At 65.2% G+C, this 18,664-nt stretch carries 18 protein-coding genes and 1 pseudogene; 5 read left to right on the top strand and 14 right to left on the bottom strand.

Features of this window, described 5'->3' with window-relative positions:
- A pseudogene (locus AKL29_RS44745) lies at positions 1 to 207 on the top strand (PLP-dependent aminotransferase family protein); the annotation flags it as partial.
- 121 nt (positions 208 to 328) lie between these two features.
- On the opposite strand, the gene AKL29_RS13275 reads toward AKL29_RS44745, so the two are convergent.
- From AKL29_RS13275 to AKL29_RS13255, 5 genes are all read right to left on the bottom strand, one after another.
- A complete protein-coding gene (locus AKL29_RS13275) occupies positions 329 to 985 on the bottom strand; it encodes a carboxymuconolactone decarboxylase family protein (RefSeq protein ID WP_050384500.1) in 657 nt (218 codons plus the stop codon).
- A gap of 81 nt (positions 986 to 1,066) precedes the next feature.
- On the bottom strand, positions 1,067 to 1,879 hold the full coding sequence (gene blaOXA / locus AKL29_RS13270) for a class D beta-lactamase (protein ID WP_050384499.1): 813 nt from the start codon (positions 1,877 to 1,879) through the stop codon (positions 1,067 to 1,069).
- A gap of 133 nt (positions 1,880 to 2,012) precedes the next feature.
- On the bottom strand, positions 2,013 to 2,276 hold the full coding sequence (locus AKL29_RS13265) for an EscU/YscU/HrcU family type III secretion system export apparatus switch protein (RefSeq protein ID WP_050384498.1): 264 nt from the start codon (positions 2,274 to 2,276) through the stop codon (positions 2,013 to 2,015).
- A complete protein-coding gene (locus AKL29_RS13260) occupies positions 2,273 to 3,856 on the bottom strand; it encodes a flagellar hook-length control protein FliK (RefSeq protein WP_050384497.1) in 1,584 nt (527 codons plus the stop codon). The genes AKL29_RS13265 and AKL29_RS13260 overlap by 4 nt, the downstream gene beginning before the upstream one ends.
- Before the next feature lie 64 nt (positions 3,857 to 3,920).
- Positions 3,921 to 4,706 carry an ATP12 family chaperone protein gene (locus AKL29_RS13255; RefSeq protein WP_050384496.1) on the bottom strand — a complete coding sequence of 262 codons (786 nt, stop codon included), beginning with the start codon at positions 4,704 to 4,706 and terminating at the stop codon, positions 3,921 to 3,923.
- Positions 4,707 to 4,776: 70 nt separating this feature from the next.
- Between AKL29_RS13255 and AKL29_RS13250 the strand changes: the two genes are divergently transcribed.
- Positions 4,777 to 5,232, top strand: a complete 456-nt coding sequence (locus AKL29_RS13250; RefSeq protein ID WP_038377669.1) for a hypothetical protein — start codon at positions 4,777 to 4,779, stop codon at positions 5,230 to 5,232.
- A 103-nt stretch (positions 5,233 to 5,335) separates the two neighbouring features.
- Here AKL29_RS13250 and AKL29_RS13245 read toward each other — a convergent pair whose 3' ends face one another.
- On the bottom strand, positions 5,336 to 6,643 hold the full coding sequence (locus AKL29_RS13245) for a metal-dependent hydrolase family protein (RefSeq protein WP_244482002.1): 1,308 nt from the start codon (positions 6,641 to 6,643) through the stop codon (positions 5,336 to 5,338).
- A 165-nt stretch (positions 6,644 to 6,808) separates the two neighbouring features.
- Positions 6,809 to 7,372, bottom strand: a complete 564-nt coding sequence (locus tag AKL29_RS13240; RefSeq protein ID WP_050384510.1) for an HdeD family acid-resistance protein — start codon at positions 7,370 to 7,372, stop codon at positions 6,809 to 6,811.
- A 69-nt stretch (positions 7,373 to 7,441) separates the two neighbouring features.
- On the opposite strand from AKL29_RS13240, the gene AKL29_RS42810 reads away from it, so the two are divergent.
- On the top strand, positions 7,442 to 7,609 hold the full coding sequence (locus AKL29_RS42810; RefSeq protein WP_160321747.1) for a hypothetical protein: 168 nt from the start codon (positions 7,442 to 7,444) through the stop codon (positions 7,607 to 7,609).
- A 182-nt stretch (positions 7,610 to 7,791) separates the two neighbouring features.
- Here AKL29_RS42810 and AKL29_RS13235 read toward each other — a convergent pair whose 3' ends face one another.
- Positions 7,792 to 9,381, bottom strand: coding sequence for an MFS transporter (locus AKL29_RS13235; protein ID WP_050384509.1), 1,590 nt, complete (start codon positions 9,379 to 9,381; stop codon positions 7,792 to 7,794).
- 133 nt (positions 9,382 to 9,514) lie between these two features.
- Positions 9,515 to 10,513 (bottom strand): glutaminase A, encoded by a 999-nt coding sequence (gene glsA / locus AKL29_RS13230; protein ID WP_050384494.1) that lies wholly within the window; start codon positions 10,511 to 10,513, stop codon positions 9,515 to 9,517.
- Positions 10,514 to 10,941: 428 nt separating this feature from the next.
- Here glsA and AKL29_RS13225 point away from each other — a divergent pair, with 428 nt between their 5' ends.
- Positions 10,942 to 11,151, top strand: a complete 210-nt coding sequence (locus AKL29_RS13225) for a hypothetical protein (protein ID WP_028335479.1) — start codon at positions 10,942 to 10,944, stop codon at positions 11,149 to 11,151.
- A gap of 150 nt (positions 11,152 to 11,301) precedes the next feature.
- On the opposite strand, the gene AKL29_RS13220 is transcribed toward AKL29_RS13225, so the two are convergent.
- The 3 genes from AKL29_RS13220 to AKL29_RS13210 form a co-directional block, all read right to left on the bottom strand.
- Entirely contained in the window at positions 11,302 to 11,604 is a 303-nt protein-coding gene (locus AKL29_RS13220) for a hypothetical protein (protein ID WP_028335478.1), read from the bottom strand.
- An 88-nt stretch (positions 11,605 to 11,692) separates the two neighbouring features.
- A complete protein-coding gene (locus AKL29_RS13215) occupies positions 11,693 to 12,907 on the bottom strand; it encodes an amidohydrolase family protein (RefSeq protein WP_050384493.1) in 1,215 nt (404 codons plus the stop codon).
- A gap of 115 nt (positions 12,908 to 13,022) precedes the next feature.
- Positions 13,023 to 14,333: an RluA family pseudouridine synthase gene (locus AKL29_RS13210; RefSeq protein WP_050384508.1), complete on the bottom strand. Its 1,311-nt coding sequence runs from the start codon at positions 14,331 to 14,333 to the stop codon at positions 13,023 to 13,025.
- Positions 14,334 to 14,500: 167 nt separating this feature from the next.
- Here AKL29_RS13210 and AKL29_RS13205 point away from each other — a divergent pair, with 167 nt between their 5' ends.
- Positions 14,501 to 15,418, top strand: coding sequence for an alpha/beta hydrolase (locus AKL29_RS13205; protein WP_244481994.1), 918 nt, complete (start codon positions 14,501 to 14,503; stop codon positions 15,416 to 15,418).
- 186 nt (positions 15,419 to 15,604) lie between these two features.
- Here the strand turns inward: AKL29_RS13205 and AKL29_RS13200 are convergent, their stop codons facing one another.
- Together AKL29_RS13200 and AKL29_RS13195 are read right to left on the bottom strand one after the other, a co-directional pair.
- Entirely contained in the window at positions 15,605 to 16,939 is a 1,335-nt protein-coding gene (locus tag AKL29_RS13200; RefSeq protein ID WP_050384491.1) for a replication-associated recombination protein A, read from the bottom strand.
- The gene (locus AKL29_RS13195; protein ID WP_152977574.1) at positions 16,936 to 18,294 is read right to left on the bottom strand and encodes a DegQ family serine endoprotease; all 1,359 of its coding nucleotides are present in this window, start codon (positions 18,292 to 18,294) and stop codon (positions 16,936 to 16,938) included. The genes AKL29_RS13200 and AKL29_RS13195 overlap by 4 nt, the downstream gene beginning before the upstream one ends.
- Between the last annotated feature and the right edge of the window lie 370 nt (positions 18,295 to 18,664).

Raw genomic sequence — 18,664 nt, 5'->3', positions numbered from 1 at the left:
CGCGGCGGCTTCTATCTGTGGTGCCATCTGCCCGACGGGTGCGACTCGGCCGACGTGGCGCGGCTGGCGCTCGCGGACAATGTCGTGCTGGCGCCGGGGAATGTGTTCAGCGCCTCGCAGACGGCCGCCGCCTTCATGCGCTTCAACGTCGCGCAATGCCGCGACCCGAAACTGATGCCGACCTTGCAGCGGGCGATCGGGCGCTGAGGCATGATGAGATCGAACTGGGGCGGCGGCGGTACTTCACCGCTCCCTTGGGAGAGGCGAACCGAACCCGCGACCAAACCGATTGAGTCCAAACCATCGCGCGCTAGCCAGCAGCGGCGCCCTACTTCTCACCCACCTTGAACGGCTCCTCCTTGCCCGGCGGCACTGTCTCCTCAGCCATCGCCAGGATCATCGCCACCATCACGTAATTGCCGGCGACCGCGGTGAGGTCGACGATCTGCTGATCGTTGAAAATCTTCCTGGCACGCGCATAGGTCTCGTCGGAGACCTTCTTGGTCGTGGTCAGTTCGGTGACGAAGTCGTACACCACCGCCTCGTCGTCGGCCATCTTCGATGGGCGGTTGCCGGCCTTCAGCTCGGCGATGACGTCGGGCGGCAGACCGGCCTTGGCGGCGAGCGGCGCGTGCGCGAACCACTCGACCTGCGAGCGCCACTGCCGGCCGATGATCAGGATCGCGAACTCGTTCAGCCTGGTCGGCACCGAGGTCTGCCAGCGCAAATAGTAGAACAGATCGTAGAGGCGTTGGCCGAGCACCGGGCTCCGGATCATCGGATTGTAGGGACCGCCGATGCCGACGCTCGAGACCTTCATGATCTGCTCGCCGAGCGGTTTTTGCAGGTCGCTGAGCTGCTCCATCGTGAGCTGCGGGAAGCGCGGCTCCTTGCTGGTGGCCGGCACCGAAAACACGGTTGCTGCGAGCCAGCCGCCGGCCGCAGCCAGCGTGAGCGACGAGAGCCAGACTGTTGCTGAATGCATGATTCCTCCGCTTTGATTTATCGGAGGATGCTAGTCGAGCCGCACAGCGTCGACCAGCCGCGGTGCGCGCAGGTCAGCTCGTCACAGCGCGACGATATCGGTGAGGCATTGCTGCGAGACGCTCATCCGCGCATCGATCTGCGCCTGCGTCTTGCAGTCCATGTTCATCGCGAACACGGTGATGTCGGTGCCCTTCTCGGCCCAGCCGACCAGCCAGCCGAGCGAGCCGTGCTCCTTGTCGGTCAAGCCGGTCTTGGCGCGAATGACGGCGGCGCCGACCTTCGTCACCGGGAGAATGTCGCACACCAGCTGCTGGCTGCGCTTGCCGACCGGCAGCACGCCGCGGCGCAGCCGGTCGAGGAAATCGATCTGCTGCACCGGATCGATCCGCAAATTGCCGGTCACCCAGAACTGGTCGATGCCGCCGCCGATGTCGCGGTTGCCGTAGTCGATGATGTCGAGATATTTCTTCATCCGCTCCTCGCCGATGCGGCGGGCGATCTCCTGGAACACCGGAAAGGCCGACACCGCGAGCGCGGAGCGCAGCGTGTGATCCTTGTTCCAGGCTTCGATGCTGCGGGTCGTCCCGTCCCACTTGAAGACGTCCTTGTCGGGATCCTGCACCACGCCGGTCTCGAGCGCGATCAGCGCGTTCGGAATCTTGAAGGTCGAGGCCGGCAATTTGCCCTCGCCCGAGCGGACCTTGTCGCTGGCGATGATCAGATAGTCCTCGACCTTGTAGCCGACGAAGGTGCCCTCGGTACCGAGCTCGAAGAAGCGCTTTTGCAGCTCCTCGCGAAACTCGCTGCGCTGATAGGACACGTTGGCGAAGCTGCGCGACGGCAGGATCGCGGCGGCAGCAAGCAGACCGAGCGCATGACGGCGATGGATCACGACAAGTCCTGGGCAGGTTCGCGTTGACGACGATGGTGGATGCCATCGTGGTAAAAGGATGGCAAGAAGACTCACTTGTTTGTCGCGTTTTCTTCACGCGAACCGGTGCCCGCTTCGCTCGAAAACGCGATCGCTACCGCGCCCGGCCCGACATTCGCAGGACGAACACCAGCACCTCGGCGACGGCCTTGTAGAGCTCGGCCGGAATCTCGTCGCCGAGCTCGACATTGGAGAGCGCGCCGGCCAAGACCTCGTTCTCCTCGATCGGGATGTCGTTGGCCTTGGCGACCTCGATGATCTTGGCGCCGATCGCGCCCTTGCCTCTCGCCACCACGCGCGGCGCGCCGGCGTGGTCGTAATGCAGCGCGATCGCGAGCTGGTTGTTGGCCTCGCTCATGATGCGCGGTCCAGGAAATGGCCGGCGCGCGCGGGCGCAGGTTGCGGCGGGCTGCCGTCGCGGATCTCGATATCGCCGGGCGTGAGCTCGGCCCTGGTCAGCGCCTGGCTCAGCTCGGAGGCGCCGGCGCGCAGTTGCGCGGCGGTCGAGGGCCGCTCGGCCCACATCCGCACCGAAGTGCGCTCGCCGTTCAGCGAGACCAGCGCGTGCACCGGCCCGGCGGGCTCGACATCGAGCGTGAAGCGCGCGCGCCACACCCGCTTGGCGGCTTCGACCGCGCTGCCGCCGCCATCGCGGGAAATCTCGAACTGCGCCATCGCCGTGCCCTGCTGGGTCAGGAACGGAATCTCGAAATTCCAGCGCGGCACCATGGCGTCGAGCTGCGGGCGCGACGCGTCGCCGCGGTCCGGCAGCGAGGCGACCTGCAGCAGCGTCTGCCGCGCCAGGGCGGCGTCGGTGTTTTCCAGCAGGCGATGCGCGGCCGTCGCGAGCGGCGTGTTTGGGGCGATCGACGCCTCCGCGACGGCCTGGGCCGACGGCAACGCGCCGTGAAATGGCGGCGGCGGCGTATTGCCGCGTACCGGCACCTCGCTTGGCAGCATCTCCCTCGGCGCGGCGCCCTGCCGCGCGGGGTTGCCGACTTCGTGCAGCGCTTCCTGAATGAGATTGATCGCGCCGCCGGAGGACGGGCCGGCATCGAGCGCATCCGCGAGCGCGCCTGCGAGCCCTGTGGCGCCGCGGCTGACATCCTCGGCGACCGGCAGGCGGGCCTGCGGCAGCAGGATCTCCTGAACGTCGAGGTCTTGCGTGCCTGATGGCACGAGGCTCGGCGCCGTCGCGGCGCTGGCCAGCGCCGGTTGCTGGAGCGATGTGGTGGACGGCGGCCTGCCGGCATCACCGGCGCTGAGCGAGGTCAGCGCCTGGCGCAGCACGATCAGTGCGGCCTTCAGATCGGGCGCGCTGCCGCTCGCGGGCGTAATGCCCGCCGCCAGCATCGCCTCGAACAGCAGGCCGGACTTCTGCAAGCCGGCCTTGACCGCATCGCCGCTCAAATTCTCGTCGAGGCCGGTCTGCTGCGCCAGCACCTGCGCGATCGCGGCCTGCAGCTTCGGCGGCAGATTGGTGGGAGCGACCGCGGCAAGATTGGCGAACAGCGGCGCCTGGCTGCCCTGCACTGCCGCCGCAGTCTGCGCCGCCGCGGTGATGGTGACGCGCTCCAGCGGCGTCAATACAGGCTTCGGTGCCGTGGCGATCGGCTGGGCGGCAGCGGCAGCGTTGGCCGCTGCCGGCGACAGCCGTACGGCGTCGCCGGTGTCCGGGCCCGGCCCGACCAGCTGCAGGCGGATGCCGTCATTGGTCTGCGACACCGCAAGCTGCAGGTTCTGGCCCTGCTGCAGCGGCACTTCGGTCTGGACGTCGATCGACAGGCTCGCGATGGCGATCCGCACCAGATCGGCGGACAGCACCTTCAGCACCTGCGCATTGACGACGCTGCCGGCCTCCAGCGTGAGGTCCGGCGCAACGCTGTCCGCCTCCTTCGAGGCGAGCACTGGCAGCACGGGATTGATGGCGATTGCCATGTCGGAGGTCTCGGCCAGGCGCGAGGAACGAGCCGCAGGCTAGCCCGGCGCCGTAAACCCCTCGTTAACCGGCCGCCGGCGCCACCTCCCTGAGCACGCCGGCGGCGGCCTTGAAATCGAGCTGGCGGGCGGCGCGGCGGGCGGCGACTTCCTCGTCGACGCCCCATTTCTCGATGTTCCAGTCCTCGTCGACATGGGCCGCGGCCCAGACCTGGTCCTCGTCGCGGATACCGTGCGCCAGCGCCAGCGCCAGCAGCGCCGAGCCGGTCAGCGTCGTCACCACATGGAGTGCCGCGACCGACCATGGGTCAGTCGGGAACGCCGCCCGCGCCGCCTTGATCGCAGGCTCGGGCTGGCCGACATGCATCACCCCCTCGGCCATCACGAAATGGGCGCCGAGCGCGTCGGCGGCCCAGAACAGGATCGGATCCCAGTGCTGGGCCTCGCGCGCCACCAGCGTCTCTGGATGGCCGGCGCGGTAGAACAAGAGGTCGCTGCCGAGGAACTTGGCCGCATCGTCGGCGACCTCGTCGACGCGATCAATCACCCCCTCGATCACGCTGTTGGCAAGGCGCGTCAGCGGCATGGTCATGGGATCGATGGTCTCGCCCTGCGCATTCCATTCCGCCGCCACCGCGTCCGCAATGGGCCGCGTGGGCACCGCGATCGGCTTGCCGGACGGAGAGCGGATCGGCTTGCCGTCGAGCGTGATCGAAAATTCGCCGTCGGCCTCGGCGACGCCGGCGCTGGTGTAGAACCGCTTGCGCTGGGGCGTGCGAATGTGGCGCCGCACCGCCTCCTGCGGATCGAACGGAGATTGTTCTGGGACATCGTCGAAAAGGTCGCGCATCGCGCCGGGTAGCTTTCGTTCAAAGGGATTTCCCTGCAAGATATGTCAGGGGCAACGGCAAATAAAGCTGATGGGACGCGGCAAATTCCTTGCGGGTTTTTCGCTGGTTGCGGCGGTTTTCGCCGCCGCCACGGCCTGTGCCGGGTTCCGTTCGCCGGAATCCCTGATCCGCAACGTCTACGCCTATTATGGGCGAGGCAGCGCCGAATATTCCAACGGCCTGCCGCGTGACGAGGAAACCGCTCGCCGATTCTTCGATCCCACCCTGCGCGGTGCCTGGACCGCGCTGCACGATGCGCCCTACGATTTTCTGGTGCAGAGCCCGACCTGGCGGCTCGGCCCGATCTCGATCGCAATCCCGCGCCGGCAGTTCGACAGGACCGACGTAACGGTGACATTCGACAATGAAGGCCGCGCCGTCACGCTCAACTTCATCGTCGTCAACGGTCCCGACGGCTGGGTGATTTCGGATGTCGAGAGCCCGCACGATTCCTTGCGGATGTTTCTGACGCAGTTTCGGCGGTAGGAGACTGCCCTTGCCGTTCCGGCGACCGCTGCTCCACCGGCCAAGGTCGGCAGCCATATCGGCTTTAACGCTGCCGCTTGGCCCGCCTTGTGATCATGTCCGCCTACCTGTTCCGGTCACCACCAAGAAGATTCTTGTAAACCTTCCCATCTTTCATGATGACCAGGAAGTTCTTCGCCGGATCTTCGATCAGCTTGATGTTGTCGATCGGATTGCCTTCGACCAGCAGAAGGTCGGCGAGCGCACCTTCCTCCACCACGCCCAGCTTGCCCGAATATGGATTGCGAAGCCCGGACAAAGCGAGCAATTCGGCATTCGTCGATGTCGCCATGATGAGCGCTTCAGCCGGCGTGTACCATCGCGTGAGGGCTGTCAGCATGGCGCCTTGCCGGTCAGCGAGCGCTTTCGAGAACAAGACGTCGGTACCGAAGGCCGTCTTCAACTTGTACTTCTTGGCAAAGCCGTAGACCCTGTCGGTGCCGGCAACGACCTGCCGCATCTTGTCCTGCTCCGCAGGTCCAAGAGCACTCGCGCCCGACAGATCGAGGAAGGGCTGGGTGCTCAGCCAAATCCCCTTCTCGGCCATCAGGCGGGCCGACGCGTCGTCCATCAAATGACCATGCTCGATGCATTTGACTCCCGCTGCGATCGATCGCTGGATCGCGACCGGCGTGTAGGCGTGTACGGCGACATAGGTACCCCAGTTCTCGGCAGCATCTACCGCGGCACGCAACTCCGGTTCAGTGAACGTGGACACATCGAGCGGACTGAACGGCGACGCCACGCCGCCGCCCGCCGTGAGCTTGACCTGTGTAGCCCCTTGCATGAGCTGCTCGCGCACGCGCACGCGAACTTCGTCCGGGCTGTCCGCGACCATGGCGCCGCCTATCCTCTCCATGCGGCTGAGCATGCCGCCGATCGTTCTGGGCAGATCGGACAGCTGCCGGAAGTCGCCATGGCCGCCGGTGATGGTGATCATGGCACCGGATGGGTAGATGCGGGGACCGGCGACGAGACCTTCGTCGATCGCGCGCTTGAGGGAAAAGGCCGGCCCGCCCATGTCGCGAATGGTGGTGAAGCCGCGCATGAGCGTGGCCGTTGCCTCGGCGGCCGCAAGAAGATTGGTGTAACCAACGTCGCTCGCCATCACGGCCGCCGGCGTCGGGCGTACCAGCAATGCATGCCAGTGCGCGTCGATCAGCCCGGGCATCAGCACCCGTCCGTCGCCGGCAATCAGCTGAGCCTCGGCCGCGATCGCCGCAGTCGAAATCTTCTCGATCTTGTTGTTCCGGATCAGCACATTGGACGGCCCGGACAGCGCGCCATTCCTGCCATCGAAAATTCGCACGTTCTGGAACAGCACGCCGCCATCCTGCTGGGCTTGCGCCGGCAGCAAGGCGACGAGGCTCATCACAATCGACGCAACCAGCGCCGAAACTCTGACGCCCTTCCGCAAACCTGACATGTCCACTCTCCCCCGATGGCGCATCGCGCGAGACCGTCACTGATCTCGCGTGGAGCCGACTTGATTTCAGACGATTAATGAGAGTTCTGCCGCTCCCTGACAATCGATGGCCTATTGAGCCGCTCTGGCGGCAGGCTGCAAAGCATAGCTCAGCCATCCGATGCCATGAGACAGCAGATCGATCCCCAGCAGCAGCCCGAGCACCCACAGCCCGGTTGCCGGAAATCCCGTCAGAATGACGAGGCCGGCCAGAACGCCAAACAGCCCGGATGCCAGCATGATCCAGCCGGACTGCTGCCAATGGCCGATGCCGATCAGCATGCGCACAATCCCGGAGACTAAAAGCATGAGACCGAGGGCATAGGTCAGGAGCAGCGCGCTCGTCACCGGTTGGCTGAGCAGAACGATTCCGCAGGCAAGGTAGAGCACCCCCAGCAGAAGCTGCCACACGAACCCGCCCCAGCCCTTGGTCCAGAAGGCGTGCAGGATTTCGAACCCGCCGGCAACGATGGCCGTCCAGCCGATAAAGATGGCGCTGATCACGGTGAAAAGCACGACATCTCCCAGGACCAGAAGGCCCGCGGCGATCATGACGAGGCCCAGCAGAACGCAGACCCATAAAGGCGGGCCAGGCAGGCCGCGGAGCATCGTGGAACTGTTCTCATAGGTAGCCATGTCGTCCTCCTTGATCCCAGGCAGCCATGGACGGCCGCGGCAACCGGGCCACTCGAACTGCCGGAGCTTGTGCCTGCTCTCACCAGCGCCATCCACAACGGCGGCGACCTCTGTGCCACCAACAGACCCAGCGGCGCCGGCGATGCCGGCGGCGGCGCGGTGGCGGAGGACGCGGGCGCGGTGGTGGTCGGGCGACGGCCATATGAAGCGGCCGCTCCGGATCATCCGTCTTCGTGACGAGGGCATCTTCGGGGACGAGTGGCAGCGCCTTGGCCGCCTGCGTCAGCAAGCCGGTTCCGAGACCAACGGCTGCGACGCCGCCGAGCATTCTCCGGAGCACGATCCGACGATCGAGTTCATCCATATCTGGCACCTCGTTATTGCAGAGACCTTCTTGCCCGGCGGCGGCCAACATACGATCAGGCCGATCGCTGGCCCTCGCCGGTCGCTCCGTCGTCCGGTATTTCGCCTGGCCGATAATTCGGCAGCCGTCCTGCGGGAATGATCGCAAGCAGTGCGAGGCCGGCCATGATCAGCAATCCGATCTTCAAAGCGCGCAGGCGCGCTTCGGTATTGACCCGGACGGCTTCCTCGACCTGCTGCGGCGTACCGCTGGTGCCTTCGAGCACGCTGCGCAGCCGGTCATTGCTGACGAAGGTGATGTTGCCGAGATCAACCTGGCTCTGAAGCTCCTTGGTCAGCACCGGACTGGCCGCAATCCTGCCGAGCGCGATCGTGCTCAGAAGACCGACCAGAAGAGCTCCGGCGACCGCGGTACCGACTGCAGCCGCCAGATTCTGTGTGGTTCCGCGCAACGATCCGACGTCCCCGGCCAACGCCTTGGGTGAGGCCGTGACCAGAACGTTGAACAGCAATGTCACCAGCGAGCCCTGGCCGATACCGAACAGCACCAGTCCAACGAGAACGGGAATCTCGCTCCAGTCGTTGCGCACGACGAACGCGAGCCACAGCAACGCGACAGTGCAGAGGCCAAAGCCGAAGCGTCCGATCCGGCGGGGCGTCAGTTTGTCGTAGAGATTGACGATCATCATCGCCGAGAGAAAAACGGTCAGATTGAAGGGCATCATCGCGATCGCCGTCGCAATTGGCGAACGTCCCTGCACAATCTGGATGTAGAGCGGGACCGTGAAGTTCAGCGCTGCCTCGAGCGCCACGACCGCGAACAGCGCGTAGACGGCGCACCTCTCCTCCGGTGAATCGATCACCTCCAACGCCAGCAAAGGCGTCCTCCCCGCGGCCTGCTGGCGATGAGTCCACATCAGGAATGCCTGCCCGAGCACAATGCCAAGCACGATCAGGACCGGTGCCGGCGAGACGCCCAGCAATTCGAATGGCGCGTTAGGGGTCGCCAGGATCACGCCCCAACTGTTCAGATTATTGAATCCGAAGCTGATGAAGATGATCGCGCTCGCGGCAAGAGCGACGCCGATCAGGTCGATCTGGACATCCGGGCGACCGCGGTCCGGCCGCAGGCGGAAACTCAGAGCGAAAGCGATCGCCGAGGCAACGATGAGAATTCCAAACGCGGGGCGCCAGCCGATATAGGTGCCAAGCAACCCGCCGACGACAAATGCCAGCACGCCGGCGGCAGCCCGCGCCGAGCCCAACGCGCCAAGGGCCGTCGCCTGCTGGCGTCCGCCATAATTCTCGGCAATCAGCGCGACGAGCGAGGGCACGATCACCGCGCCCGCGGCGCCGCAAAGCGCCTGAGCGGAAATCATGACGGAGGCCGTGGGGCTGAACGTCATCGCAATCTGCGCTATCAGGAAAAGCACGACCGCAGCACGAAATACCTGCACCGCCCCGAACCTTTGGGCGAGCTTGGCGCCAAGCATCACGAACCCGGCGACAAGCATCGAGTACGCCACGATTCCGGTCGCGACGGTGGTCGGCGGCACGCCGAAGCTGGCCACCATTCCCCCCATCGCAACCGGCAACGACGCGACGTTGAACGACATGATCATCTGACCGAACGCAATTGCGACCATGGGCACCCATGATGCGCGCTCCTCCTGATGAATGTCGCCGATCGAGATTGCTTGCGTTGCCATCGCGTCCTCCAACCTGCCCGACGTTGCGATCGATCGGGCCACAGCTCGACCGATCTTCAGTGCCTCTTGTTCACTCGTCCGGTTGGGACACGAACAGATCCATGCCCAGTCTTTGCGACAGGAACTTCGCGGCGAGCTGCCCTCGCACGCTGTTGCCGGCCGCATCCAGTGGCGGCCCGAAAGTGCCGAAACCACCCTTTCCCGGAGACACCGCGACGATGCCTCCACCAATGCCGCTTTTGCCGGGCAGGCCGATGTCATACAGCCAATCCCCCGACGTTTCATACAGCCCCGCCGTAACCATGACGGCCAATGCATAGTGGCACACGGCCGCATCGACCACCCGCTGCCGGGTCACCGGATTCACGCCACCATCGGCGAGCGTCGCGCCCATCACGGCCAGATCCCTGGCGCTCACATTCAGCGAACACTGCCGGGTGTAGAGATCGGTCGCCTGCCTGGCGTCGCAGTAGATCCGGTCGTAGCTTTCCAGCAACCGCGCGATGCTTCGATTGCGAAAGTTGGTCTTGGATGCCGATGCGTAGACTTCCTCGTTGAGCGAAAGTTTGCGACCCGCGAAGCGCGACAAGCCGTCATGAATGAACCGCCATTGCTCGTCAGCGCTCGAGCCCGGCACGAGGCTTGTGGTCGCGATCGCGCCTGCGTTCACCATGGGGTTGGTGCGCCCGGCTCCATGCTCGATCGCCGCCAGTGAATTGAACGGCAGCCCGGTCGCGTTCGCGCCCAGTTTTGCACGAGCCTCTTCAGGGCCGATGGCCTCGCACACCAATGCGAATACGAATGGCTTCGATACACTCATGATCGAGAATTCGTATTCGATATCGCCCGCGCCGTAGACACGTCCGCTGGTACCGGCCACGCAGACGCCGAACAGTTCACTCGGCACCCTGGCCAGGGCCGGATAAACCTGCGAATTGGTCCCTTCGCTGTTCGACTTGAAGCGCTGATGCGCTTGAGACACGAGCTCCTGCACCATCTCGGGTTCGGGCAAGTGCCCGGTCGAGATGTAGGGCCGCTCCGCTTGTTCCGCGATCGAAGGCGGCCACATTGGCTGTCCTTCCGGATTTGGACCCTATGGCTTCAGGTCTTCTAGTCGGCAACCAGAAGTAGGCTCCCAAAAAGCCACGGAGTCAACGATCCACCTGCACAGCCTTTGCAACACTTGCGTTGGTGCAGACCACTTTACGACAAATGCGCTGAACGCATTGCGTGTCGCGGAATTGCAGCGCCGTTGTGCGATACGACACTCGATTGAGTCATGCGACGTTTCGGCGCGGCTAGGTAAGCAAGGTTGCCCAATCGCCCGCGGCGCAATTGAATCAAAAGCGAAGTCATCATGGCAGCAACGAGCGATTTCCATCATTGGCACGCGAGAGTACGATCGTCGTGTGCGGATGTGAGCCCGCCGCTTGTCCAAGCAACACCGGCCCGCGGCGACGGTGGAATGACCGCATCACTTACAGAGTGAGGTTGATCATGGTGGCGCGCGCAAGCGACGGACAGCTTCTGTTGGTAAAGAAGCTTGGTGGGCTTATTGCTATCGTTGTTGGCTGCTTGCTGACAGCGGTTGGTGTGACATTCGAATCGACAAGCACGATTGTCGTCGGTGTCCTGCTTCTTGTGCTCGGTGCGGCCCTGCTCACGCTCAAGATCATGAGACGAAATCAAAGCGGTCCGTTTGGATAGCCAGACAGATTCGCACGGTCGACGGCCTCGAACCGGATCGCCGCGCCTCCGCCGGTCGATGCCGCTTGTCCGTTCGACAACGTGCTCGCCGGCGCGGCGGCAATTCCGTCCGTGCGTCAACAAGGCTTGTCTAGCAGACCACGCCCCGCCCTAATCGCGGTGGTTGGCGCAGGATCGCGAATAGGCGGCACGCTCGGCCTGGTTCAGGCCCGCGGCGGCGGCCTCGTCGAGGCACCGGCTGACGCGGTCGCCGAACGAGCTGCGCGGCCGCGAACGCAGGCTCGGCTGCGTCGGCGCGTCCATCCTGGGGATAGCCGGCACCTCGATCCGCGGCGGCGGCGGCGGTTGGGGGACCGGCGGATCCCACGTCGAGCGGCCGGGCGCAAGGATTTGCGCGCTCGCCGCGCCCATGGCCCAGAGCAGAATGCCGGCAGCAATCAGGGATCGCTTCATAGCCTATATGTCGTGACGCCGCAGCAACGGTTCAAGTGAACGCACCATGCGTCAATACTGCCCCCGCGATGCGAGTTCCCCGCCCTCGTCACGGCTTCTGGTAGATCACGTGACCGGCACGGATGGTGCTGCTCACCTTCGCAAGATTGCCGACGTCGCCGAGCGGATCGCCGTCGAGCACCACGAGATCGGCGTCGAAGCCCTGCTCCACCCGTCCCTTCTTCGCGGCCTTGAAGAACCGCGCCGGATTGGTCGTCAACGAGGCCAGCACCTGCCGCCCCGACAACACGCGGTGCATCAACTGAAATTCCTGCGTGGTGTCGTACAGCGTGGTGAAACCGACATCGGTGCCGAACAGCACCGTGCCGCCATTTTCCGAAAATTGCTTGAGCTGGTTGACGGTCGAAGCCACCAGACGATTGGTGACGTTCGGATCGAGCACCACGGTGGTGAATAGCGACAGTGTGGGAACGAGCGCAGTCCCCTGTGCCTTGAACCGCGCCAGCTGATCCGCGGTGTAGCCGGGTTCGCCGGGTGTGGTGTGCGCGAGCACATCGACGCCGGACTCGATCACCGTCTCGACACCGACCTTGTTCTGCGGATGCGCGAACACCGGTCTGCCCTGCGCATGCGCGACGTCGACGGCGGCCTTGGCGATTGCAGGGTCCATGTTGACGACGGGCTTGTCCCCCATGAACGCGCCGGTGAACAGCTTGATACCGTCCTCACCCATGCCGAGCCAATCGCGCGCCCATTGCGTGGCCTCCTCCGGCGTCGCGACTTCAGGAAGCTGCACTTCGCGCGGGATGTAGACGGGGTGCCCGCCCTTCGGGAAGATGTTGCCTGCGAGCAAGATGTTGGGGCCGGCGACTTCGCCCGCGGCGATGCGCTTGCGCAGCGGCAACGTGTCGCTCGGATCGGAGCCGAGATCCCAGACCGTGGTAAAACCCCAGCGCGTCAGCATCTCCTGCATGTGCTGCGTCAGCGCCGCGGGCGGCGCAGCGCCGGCGTTGCGCCAGACTTTCTGCGTGAAATGGACATGGCTGTTCCAGAAGCCGGCGACGATGGTCTTGCCGCTGCAATCGATCACGCGGGCATCCGGCGGCGCCTGGATGTCGCCGGACTTGCCGACCGCGCTGATGACGCCGTCGGTCATCACGATCACCGCATCCGGCAGCGCTTCCGCATCGGCCGATGCGTAAAGCGTGCCGCCGCGGAGCACGATGGTCTCGGCCTGCGCCGTCACCGAGGCGATAGCTGAGCCAATCAGGAAAAGCGTGACGCGCAGCCAGGTGCCGACCATGGAGAGTCTCCGTTGCAGGCCGGCAAAGGCCGGCGCGCGAAGATAGCCGCAAGGCGCGGAGCCGCTTGATCGTTGTTGCTGTCCGCGACGGATATTGGAGGCCGCGCCCCGCCCGTCACTCCTCGGGCGCGTTCTCGATCGGGTCGAAGCGGTCGGCCTCGAGCCCGAGCAGATTCCAGGATTGCAGCATGTGCGGCGGCAGCGGCGCGGTGGCATCGATCACGCCGCCCCTCGGGTGCGGAATCACGATGCGGCGGGCGAGCAGATGCAGCCGGTTCTGCAGGCCGCCGGGCAGCTGCCAGTTCTCCTTGTTGAAGTATTTCGGATCGCCGACGATGGCGTGATCGATATGCGCCATGTGGGCGCGCAATTGATGGGTGCGGCCGGTCACCGGCTTGAGCGAGACCCAGGCGAGCTTGGTCGCCGAGGTCTCGACCACGGCATAATATGTCACGGCGTGGCTCGCGCCCTCGTCACCATGCTCGGCGATCCGCATGATGCTGTCCTCCTCGCTCTCCTCCTTGGCGAGATAGGTCGAGATGCGCCCCTGCTTCGGCTTCGGTACACCGGCGACCAGCGCCCAGTAGATCTTGCGCGCGGAGCGATGGCGGAATGCGCCGGTGAGATGCGTGGCAGCGAAACGCGTCTTGGCAACCAGAAGGCAGCCCGAGGTCTCGCGGTCGAGCCGGTGCACCAGCCGCGGCTTCTGCCCCTTGGCGTCGCGCATCACCTCGAGCATCTGGTCGACATGGCGCGTCATGCCGGAGCCGCCCTGCACGGCGAGACCGGCCGGCTTGTTCAGCACCAGCACGTCGTCGTCCTCGTACAGCGTCATGTCCTTCAGCGCCTGCAGTGTCTTCGCCTCGGCCTCGGAGAGCGTGCCGGCCGTCTTCGGCGTATCAAGCCGCAACGGCGGGATCCGGACGCTCTGGCCCTCCTCGAGCCGGTCCTTGGAATCGGCGCGCTTGCCGTTGACCCTGAGTTCGCCCTTCCGGACGATGCGCTGGATGTGGGAGAACGACAGGCCCGGAAAGCGTGCCTCGAGGAAGCGGTCGACGCGCATGCCGTTCTCGTCGGCGGTGACGACAACAGTCTGAACCTTGGTCGGCAATGGCTGTTCGGCCGCGGCAGTCTTCGACATGACGGGCTCAGCCCGCTCCTGCCGGTCGCGGCGCGGCTCGGCAAAGCGCGGCGGCTTTCCGGCCGCACGATGCGCGAACGGACGCTCACCGGACTTACGCTCACTAGACTTGCGCTCACCGAGCTTGCGATCGTCCGGCTTGCGGCCGCGCTGCGCCGATCCGCTCTTGCCACGATCCTCACCACGATCCTTGCCACGATCGCCGACGCGGTCCCGGTCGCGGCCCTTGTCGCGCCCTTTGGCGCGGTCGCCCGGCGATGTGGTTCTCTTGATACGGCGGCTCATGGTGATTTTTCGGCTCCAGACCTGCATTGTGCCTAGCGCAAATGCCGCGAATCGTCACGGCGAAATCGGTGTGAATCCGATGCAAGATCGGCCATGTTCGGCCGCATACGGCAATCGACGGGGACCCTGGAATGAGGCTGGCGATATCGGCTTTGGCGGCGGCCCTGATGCTCACGGACCCTGCGCTCGCCCAGCAAAGCCCGATGCCCGAAGCCGCGATGCCGGAAGATCTGGCCTGGAAGCTCTTGGAACTCGGCCGCGTCATCGACCCGCCCAAGACCGCCGCACTCTACGCGCCGCTGCAACAGAAGGAGCCCTATCAGGGCGTCAAGGTCGAGCGCGACCTCAAATACGGCCCCGCCGACCGCCATCTGCTCGACGTGTTCACGCCGGAGACGGCGGCGCCCGCACGACCCGTGCTGATCTACATCCATGGCGGCGGCCTCATTGCGGGCAACAAGCGCGCGCCCGGCAGCCCGTTCTACGACAACATCATGCTGTGGGCGGTGAAGAACGGCTTCGTCGGCGTCAATGCCACCTATCGCTTGGCGCCGGCCTTTCCATGGCCGGCAGGCGCGGAGGACATGGGTGCGCTCGTGCAGTGGGTTGCGGAAAACATCGCCTCCCGCGGCGGCGAGCCCGGGCGCATCTTCCTGATGGGCCAGTCGGCCGGCGCGATCCATGTCGCGAGCTATGTCTCGCATCCAGAATTTCACAAGGTGAAGGGCGGCGGCCTTGCCGGCGCGATCATGGTGTCGGGCATCTATGATCTGACGGCCTCGCCGGCCGGCGACGCCGAGCTCGCCTATTACGGCTCCGACCCCTCGCGCTATGCCGAGCGCTCCTCGCTGCAAGGCCTGGTCGGAAGCCCGATCCCGTTCCTGATCACCGCGGCCGAGCTCGACCCGCCGCGCTTCGTCGAGCAGTTCGAGCTCATGAAGCAGGCCAGCTGCAAGCGGCCAAGCGGCTGCGCGCGCAGCTTCATGCTGCCGCAGCACAGCCACATGTCGGAGGTCTATGCCATCAACACGCCGGACACGCGGCTGACGGACGAGATCCTGGAATTCGCAAAGAGCGTGAAGTGACGCGCCAGAGCAATACGAAGTTATGGGCTGTTGCAGCGCGCGCTGCCAAAATATCGAAAACAACCCCATGCAAAGCAGCCGGCGGCGGCCGGCGTTGCATCAAGCAACTTGACACGTCGGGCAACTCAGGGATACTCTTCTAATATTCCGAAATTATACAAGTGTTGCTCGCCCAAATCTCTTGCTCTAGCTCCCGCCCCGTTCCTTGCGCAGCCGCTGCCAGTAATCCAGCCGCTTGCGGATCTCGCGCTCGAAGCCGCGGTCGGGTGGATCGTAGAAGGTCTGGCGACCCAGCGCTTCCGGGAAATAGTCCTGGCCGGAGAACGCGTCGGGCGCGTCGTGATCATATTGATAGCCGGAGCCGTACCCCTCCGACTTCATCAGCTTGGTCGGCGAATTCAAAATGTGCTTCGGCGGCAGCAGCGAGCCGCCCTGCTTCGCGGTCTGCATCGCGGCACCAAACGCGGTGTAGACCGCGTTCGATTTGGGCGCGGTGGCGAGATAGACCACGGCCTGCGCGATCGCGAGCTCACCCTCCGGCGAGCCGAGGAAGTCGTAGGCATCCTTGGCGGCGTTGCAGACCGCCAGCGCCTGCGGATCGGCAAGGCCGATGTCCTCGACCGCCATGCGCACCACGCGCCGCGCCAGGAACAGCGGATCCTCGCCGGCATCGAACATGCGCGCGAGATAATACAGCGCCGCGTCCGGATCGGAACCGCGCACCGACTTGTGCAGCGCCGAGATCAGATTGTAATGGCCGTCGGCCGACTTGTCGTAGATCGGCGCGCGGCGCTGCAGGATGACCTGCAGCTGCTCGGCGTTGAACACCTCGCCCTTGCGGGCGGCGCGCCAGACCTCTTCGGCCAATGTCAGCGAGGCGCGGCCGTCACCATCGGCCATCCGTACCAGCACGGCGCGCGCCTCCGCATCGAGCGGCAGCTGCTTGCCCTCGATCTTCTCGGCATTGGCAAACAGTTTCTCGATTGCCGCCGTATCGAGCGAGTGAAACACCAGCACGCGGGCGCGCGACAAAAGCGCCGCGTTGAGCTCGAAGGACGGATTCTCCGTGGTGGCGCCGACCAGCACCACGGTGCCGTCCTCCATCACGGGCAGGAAGGAATCTTGCTGCGCGCGGTTGAAACGGTGCACCTCGTCGACGAACAGCAGCGTGCCCTTGCCGGTCTCGCGGCGGGTACGCGCGGCATCGAACGCCTTCTTGAGATCGGCGACGCCGGAGAACACCGCGGAGATCTGCTCGAAATGCAGCTCGGTGGCATCGGCCAGAAGCCGCGCCACGGTGGTCTTCCCGGTGCCGGGCGGCCCCCAGAACACCAGCGAGCCCAGCGTGCGCGTCTCCAGCATCCGCGTCAACGCGCCGTCGGGGCCGAGGATGTGATCCTGGCCGACGACATCGGCCAGCGTGCGCGGACGCAGCCGGTCCGGCAGCGGGTGCGGCGCGTCCTGCTCCATCCCCGCCGCAGCGAAGAGATTGCTGGCTTCGTGCGGTCGCTTTGGGCTCATCCGCCGAGCGTCACGTTGATCTGCTGGCCGCCGCGCACCAGCGTGATGCGCCAGACCCGCGTCCCCGTTTTCGAGGCCTTCTCGAGGTCGCTGGTCCGCGCAATCTTCTCGTTGTTGACCGCGAGGATGATGTCGCCCTTCTGGAAGCCGACATTGGCGGCGGTGCCGTCATCGGCCAGCTCGGTCACCACGACGCCCTCGGCGCCCGCGTCGAGATGCAGCTCATCGGCCAGCGCCGGCGAGATATTGGCGACCCTGGCGCCCTGGAACGGCGAGCGCGCAGTCAGCACGATCTCGTCGCGATTGGTATCGGGCGCGGTCTCCAGCGGCACGGTAAGCTTCACCGGCTTGCCGGCGCGCTGCACCTCGATCTCCGCGTTGCCGCCGAGCGGACGGGTCGCGAAGCGGTAGTCGAACGCGTTGGGATCGTCGATCGGCGTGCCGTCGATCCCGATGATCAGGTCGGAGAGCTTGAGCCCGGCCTTCGCCGCCGGGCTGTTCGGCGCGACATTGGCGACCAGCGCGCCGCTCGGCAGCTTCAGTCCCAGCGTCTCCGCGATCTCAGGCGTCACCGCCTGCAGCCGCGCGCCGAGCCATGGCCGCTTCACCGCCTTGCCGCCGCTCTTGGCGGAGGCCACCACCACGCGCACCATGTTGGCGGGAATCGCAAAGCCGATGCCCTGCGAGCCGCCGGAGCGCGAGAAGATCGCGGTGTTGATGCCGGCGAGCCGGCCGGTCATGTCGACCAGCGCGCCGCCAGAATTGCCGGGATTGATCGCCGCGTCGGTCTGAATGAAGAATTGATAATCCGTGATCCCGACTTGAGTGCGCGCCAGGGCCGAAATGATGCCGTGGGTCACGGTCTGGCCGACGCCGAATGGATTGCCGATCGCCAGCACGACGTCACCGACCTGAAGCTGGTCGGAGTTGGCGAAGTCGAGCGTTGCGAATTTTTCCTTGTTGGTGTTCTTCAGCCGCAGCACCGCAAGGTCGGTGCGGCTGTCCTTCAGCACGATCTCGGCCTCGTATTCGCGCTTGTCGGCGAGCGAGACCTTCACCTGGTCGGCGCCCTCGATCACGTGATTGTTTGTGACCACGAGGCCGGAGCCGTCGACCATCACGCCGGAGCCGAGCGAGCGCTGCATCTGCTCGGGCTGCTGTCCCGGCACGCCGAAGAAGCGGCGAAAAATCGGATCGTCCAGAAAGGGATTGCGGTTCTGCACGGTCTTGGCGGCGTAGACATTGACCACCGCCGGCTGCACCCGCTGCACGATCGGCGCATAGGACAATTGCAGCTCGGCCTGCGAGGACGGCACGCGGCGGTCCTGGGCCGCGGCTGCGGAAAGATTCGCCATGAAGGCCAACGTGCACAGAGCGGATACGGCAGCAAAGCGGACAGGTCGGAGCATTCTCACCTCTCGTGGAAACGCCGGAATATAGGCGTGTTCGCCGGGCAATTGAAGGGCGCCCGGCCGGATAACTGGCCCCCCGCCGGACCGGTGCACAACCCGCGGCAGCCGCGTTGAAGCGCGCCGCCAAGCTTCTATGATGGCTGTCATCTCACTGCGCCGCTCCGCTTGTTGCCTGCGGACCACAAGCGGAACTGCGATGCCCGGAAGCACTGTCGTGCGTCAGTCACGATACGCTCCTAGGACCGTTCAGTGAGTGGGGACTTCAAACACAACAGGGGTGCACGATGAGTGCGACAAAAGTTGGTGCAATCGC

Origin of the sequence: Bradyrhizobium pachyrhizi, from assembly GCF_001189245.1 — a bacterium.
Taxonomy (GTDB): Bacteria; Pseudomonadota; Alphaproteobacteria; order Rhizobiales; family Xanthobacteraceae; genus Bradyrhizobium; species Bradyrhizobium pachyrhizi.
The sequence above is the reverse complement of the archived record's forward strand: the minus strand, read 5'-3'. Positions and strand labels throughout refer to the sequence as shown.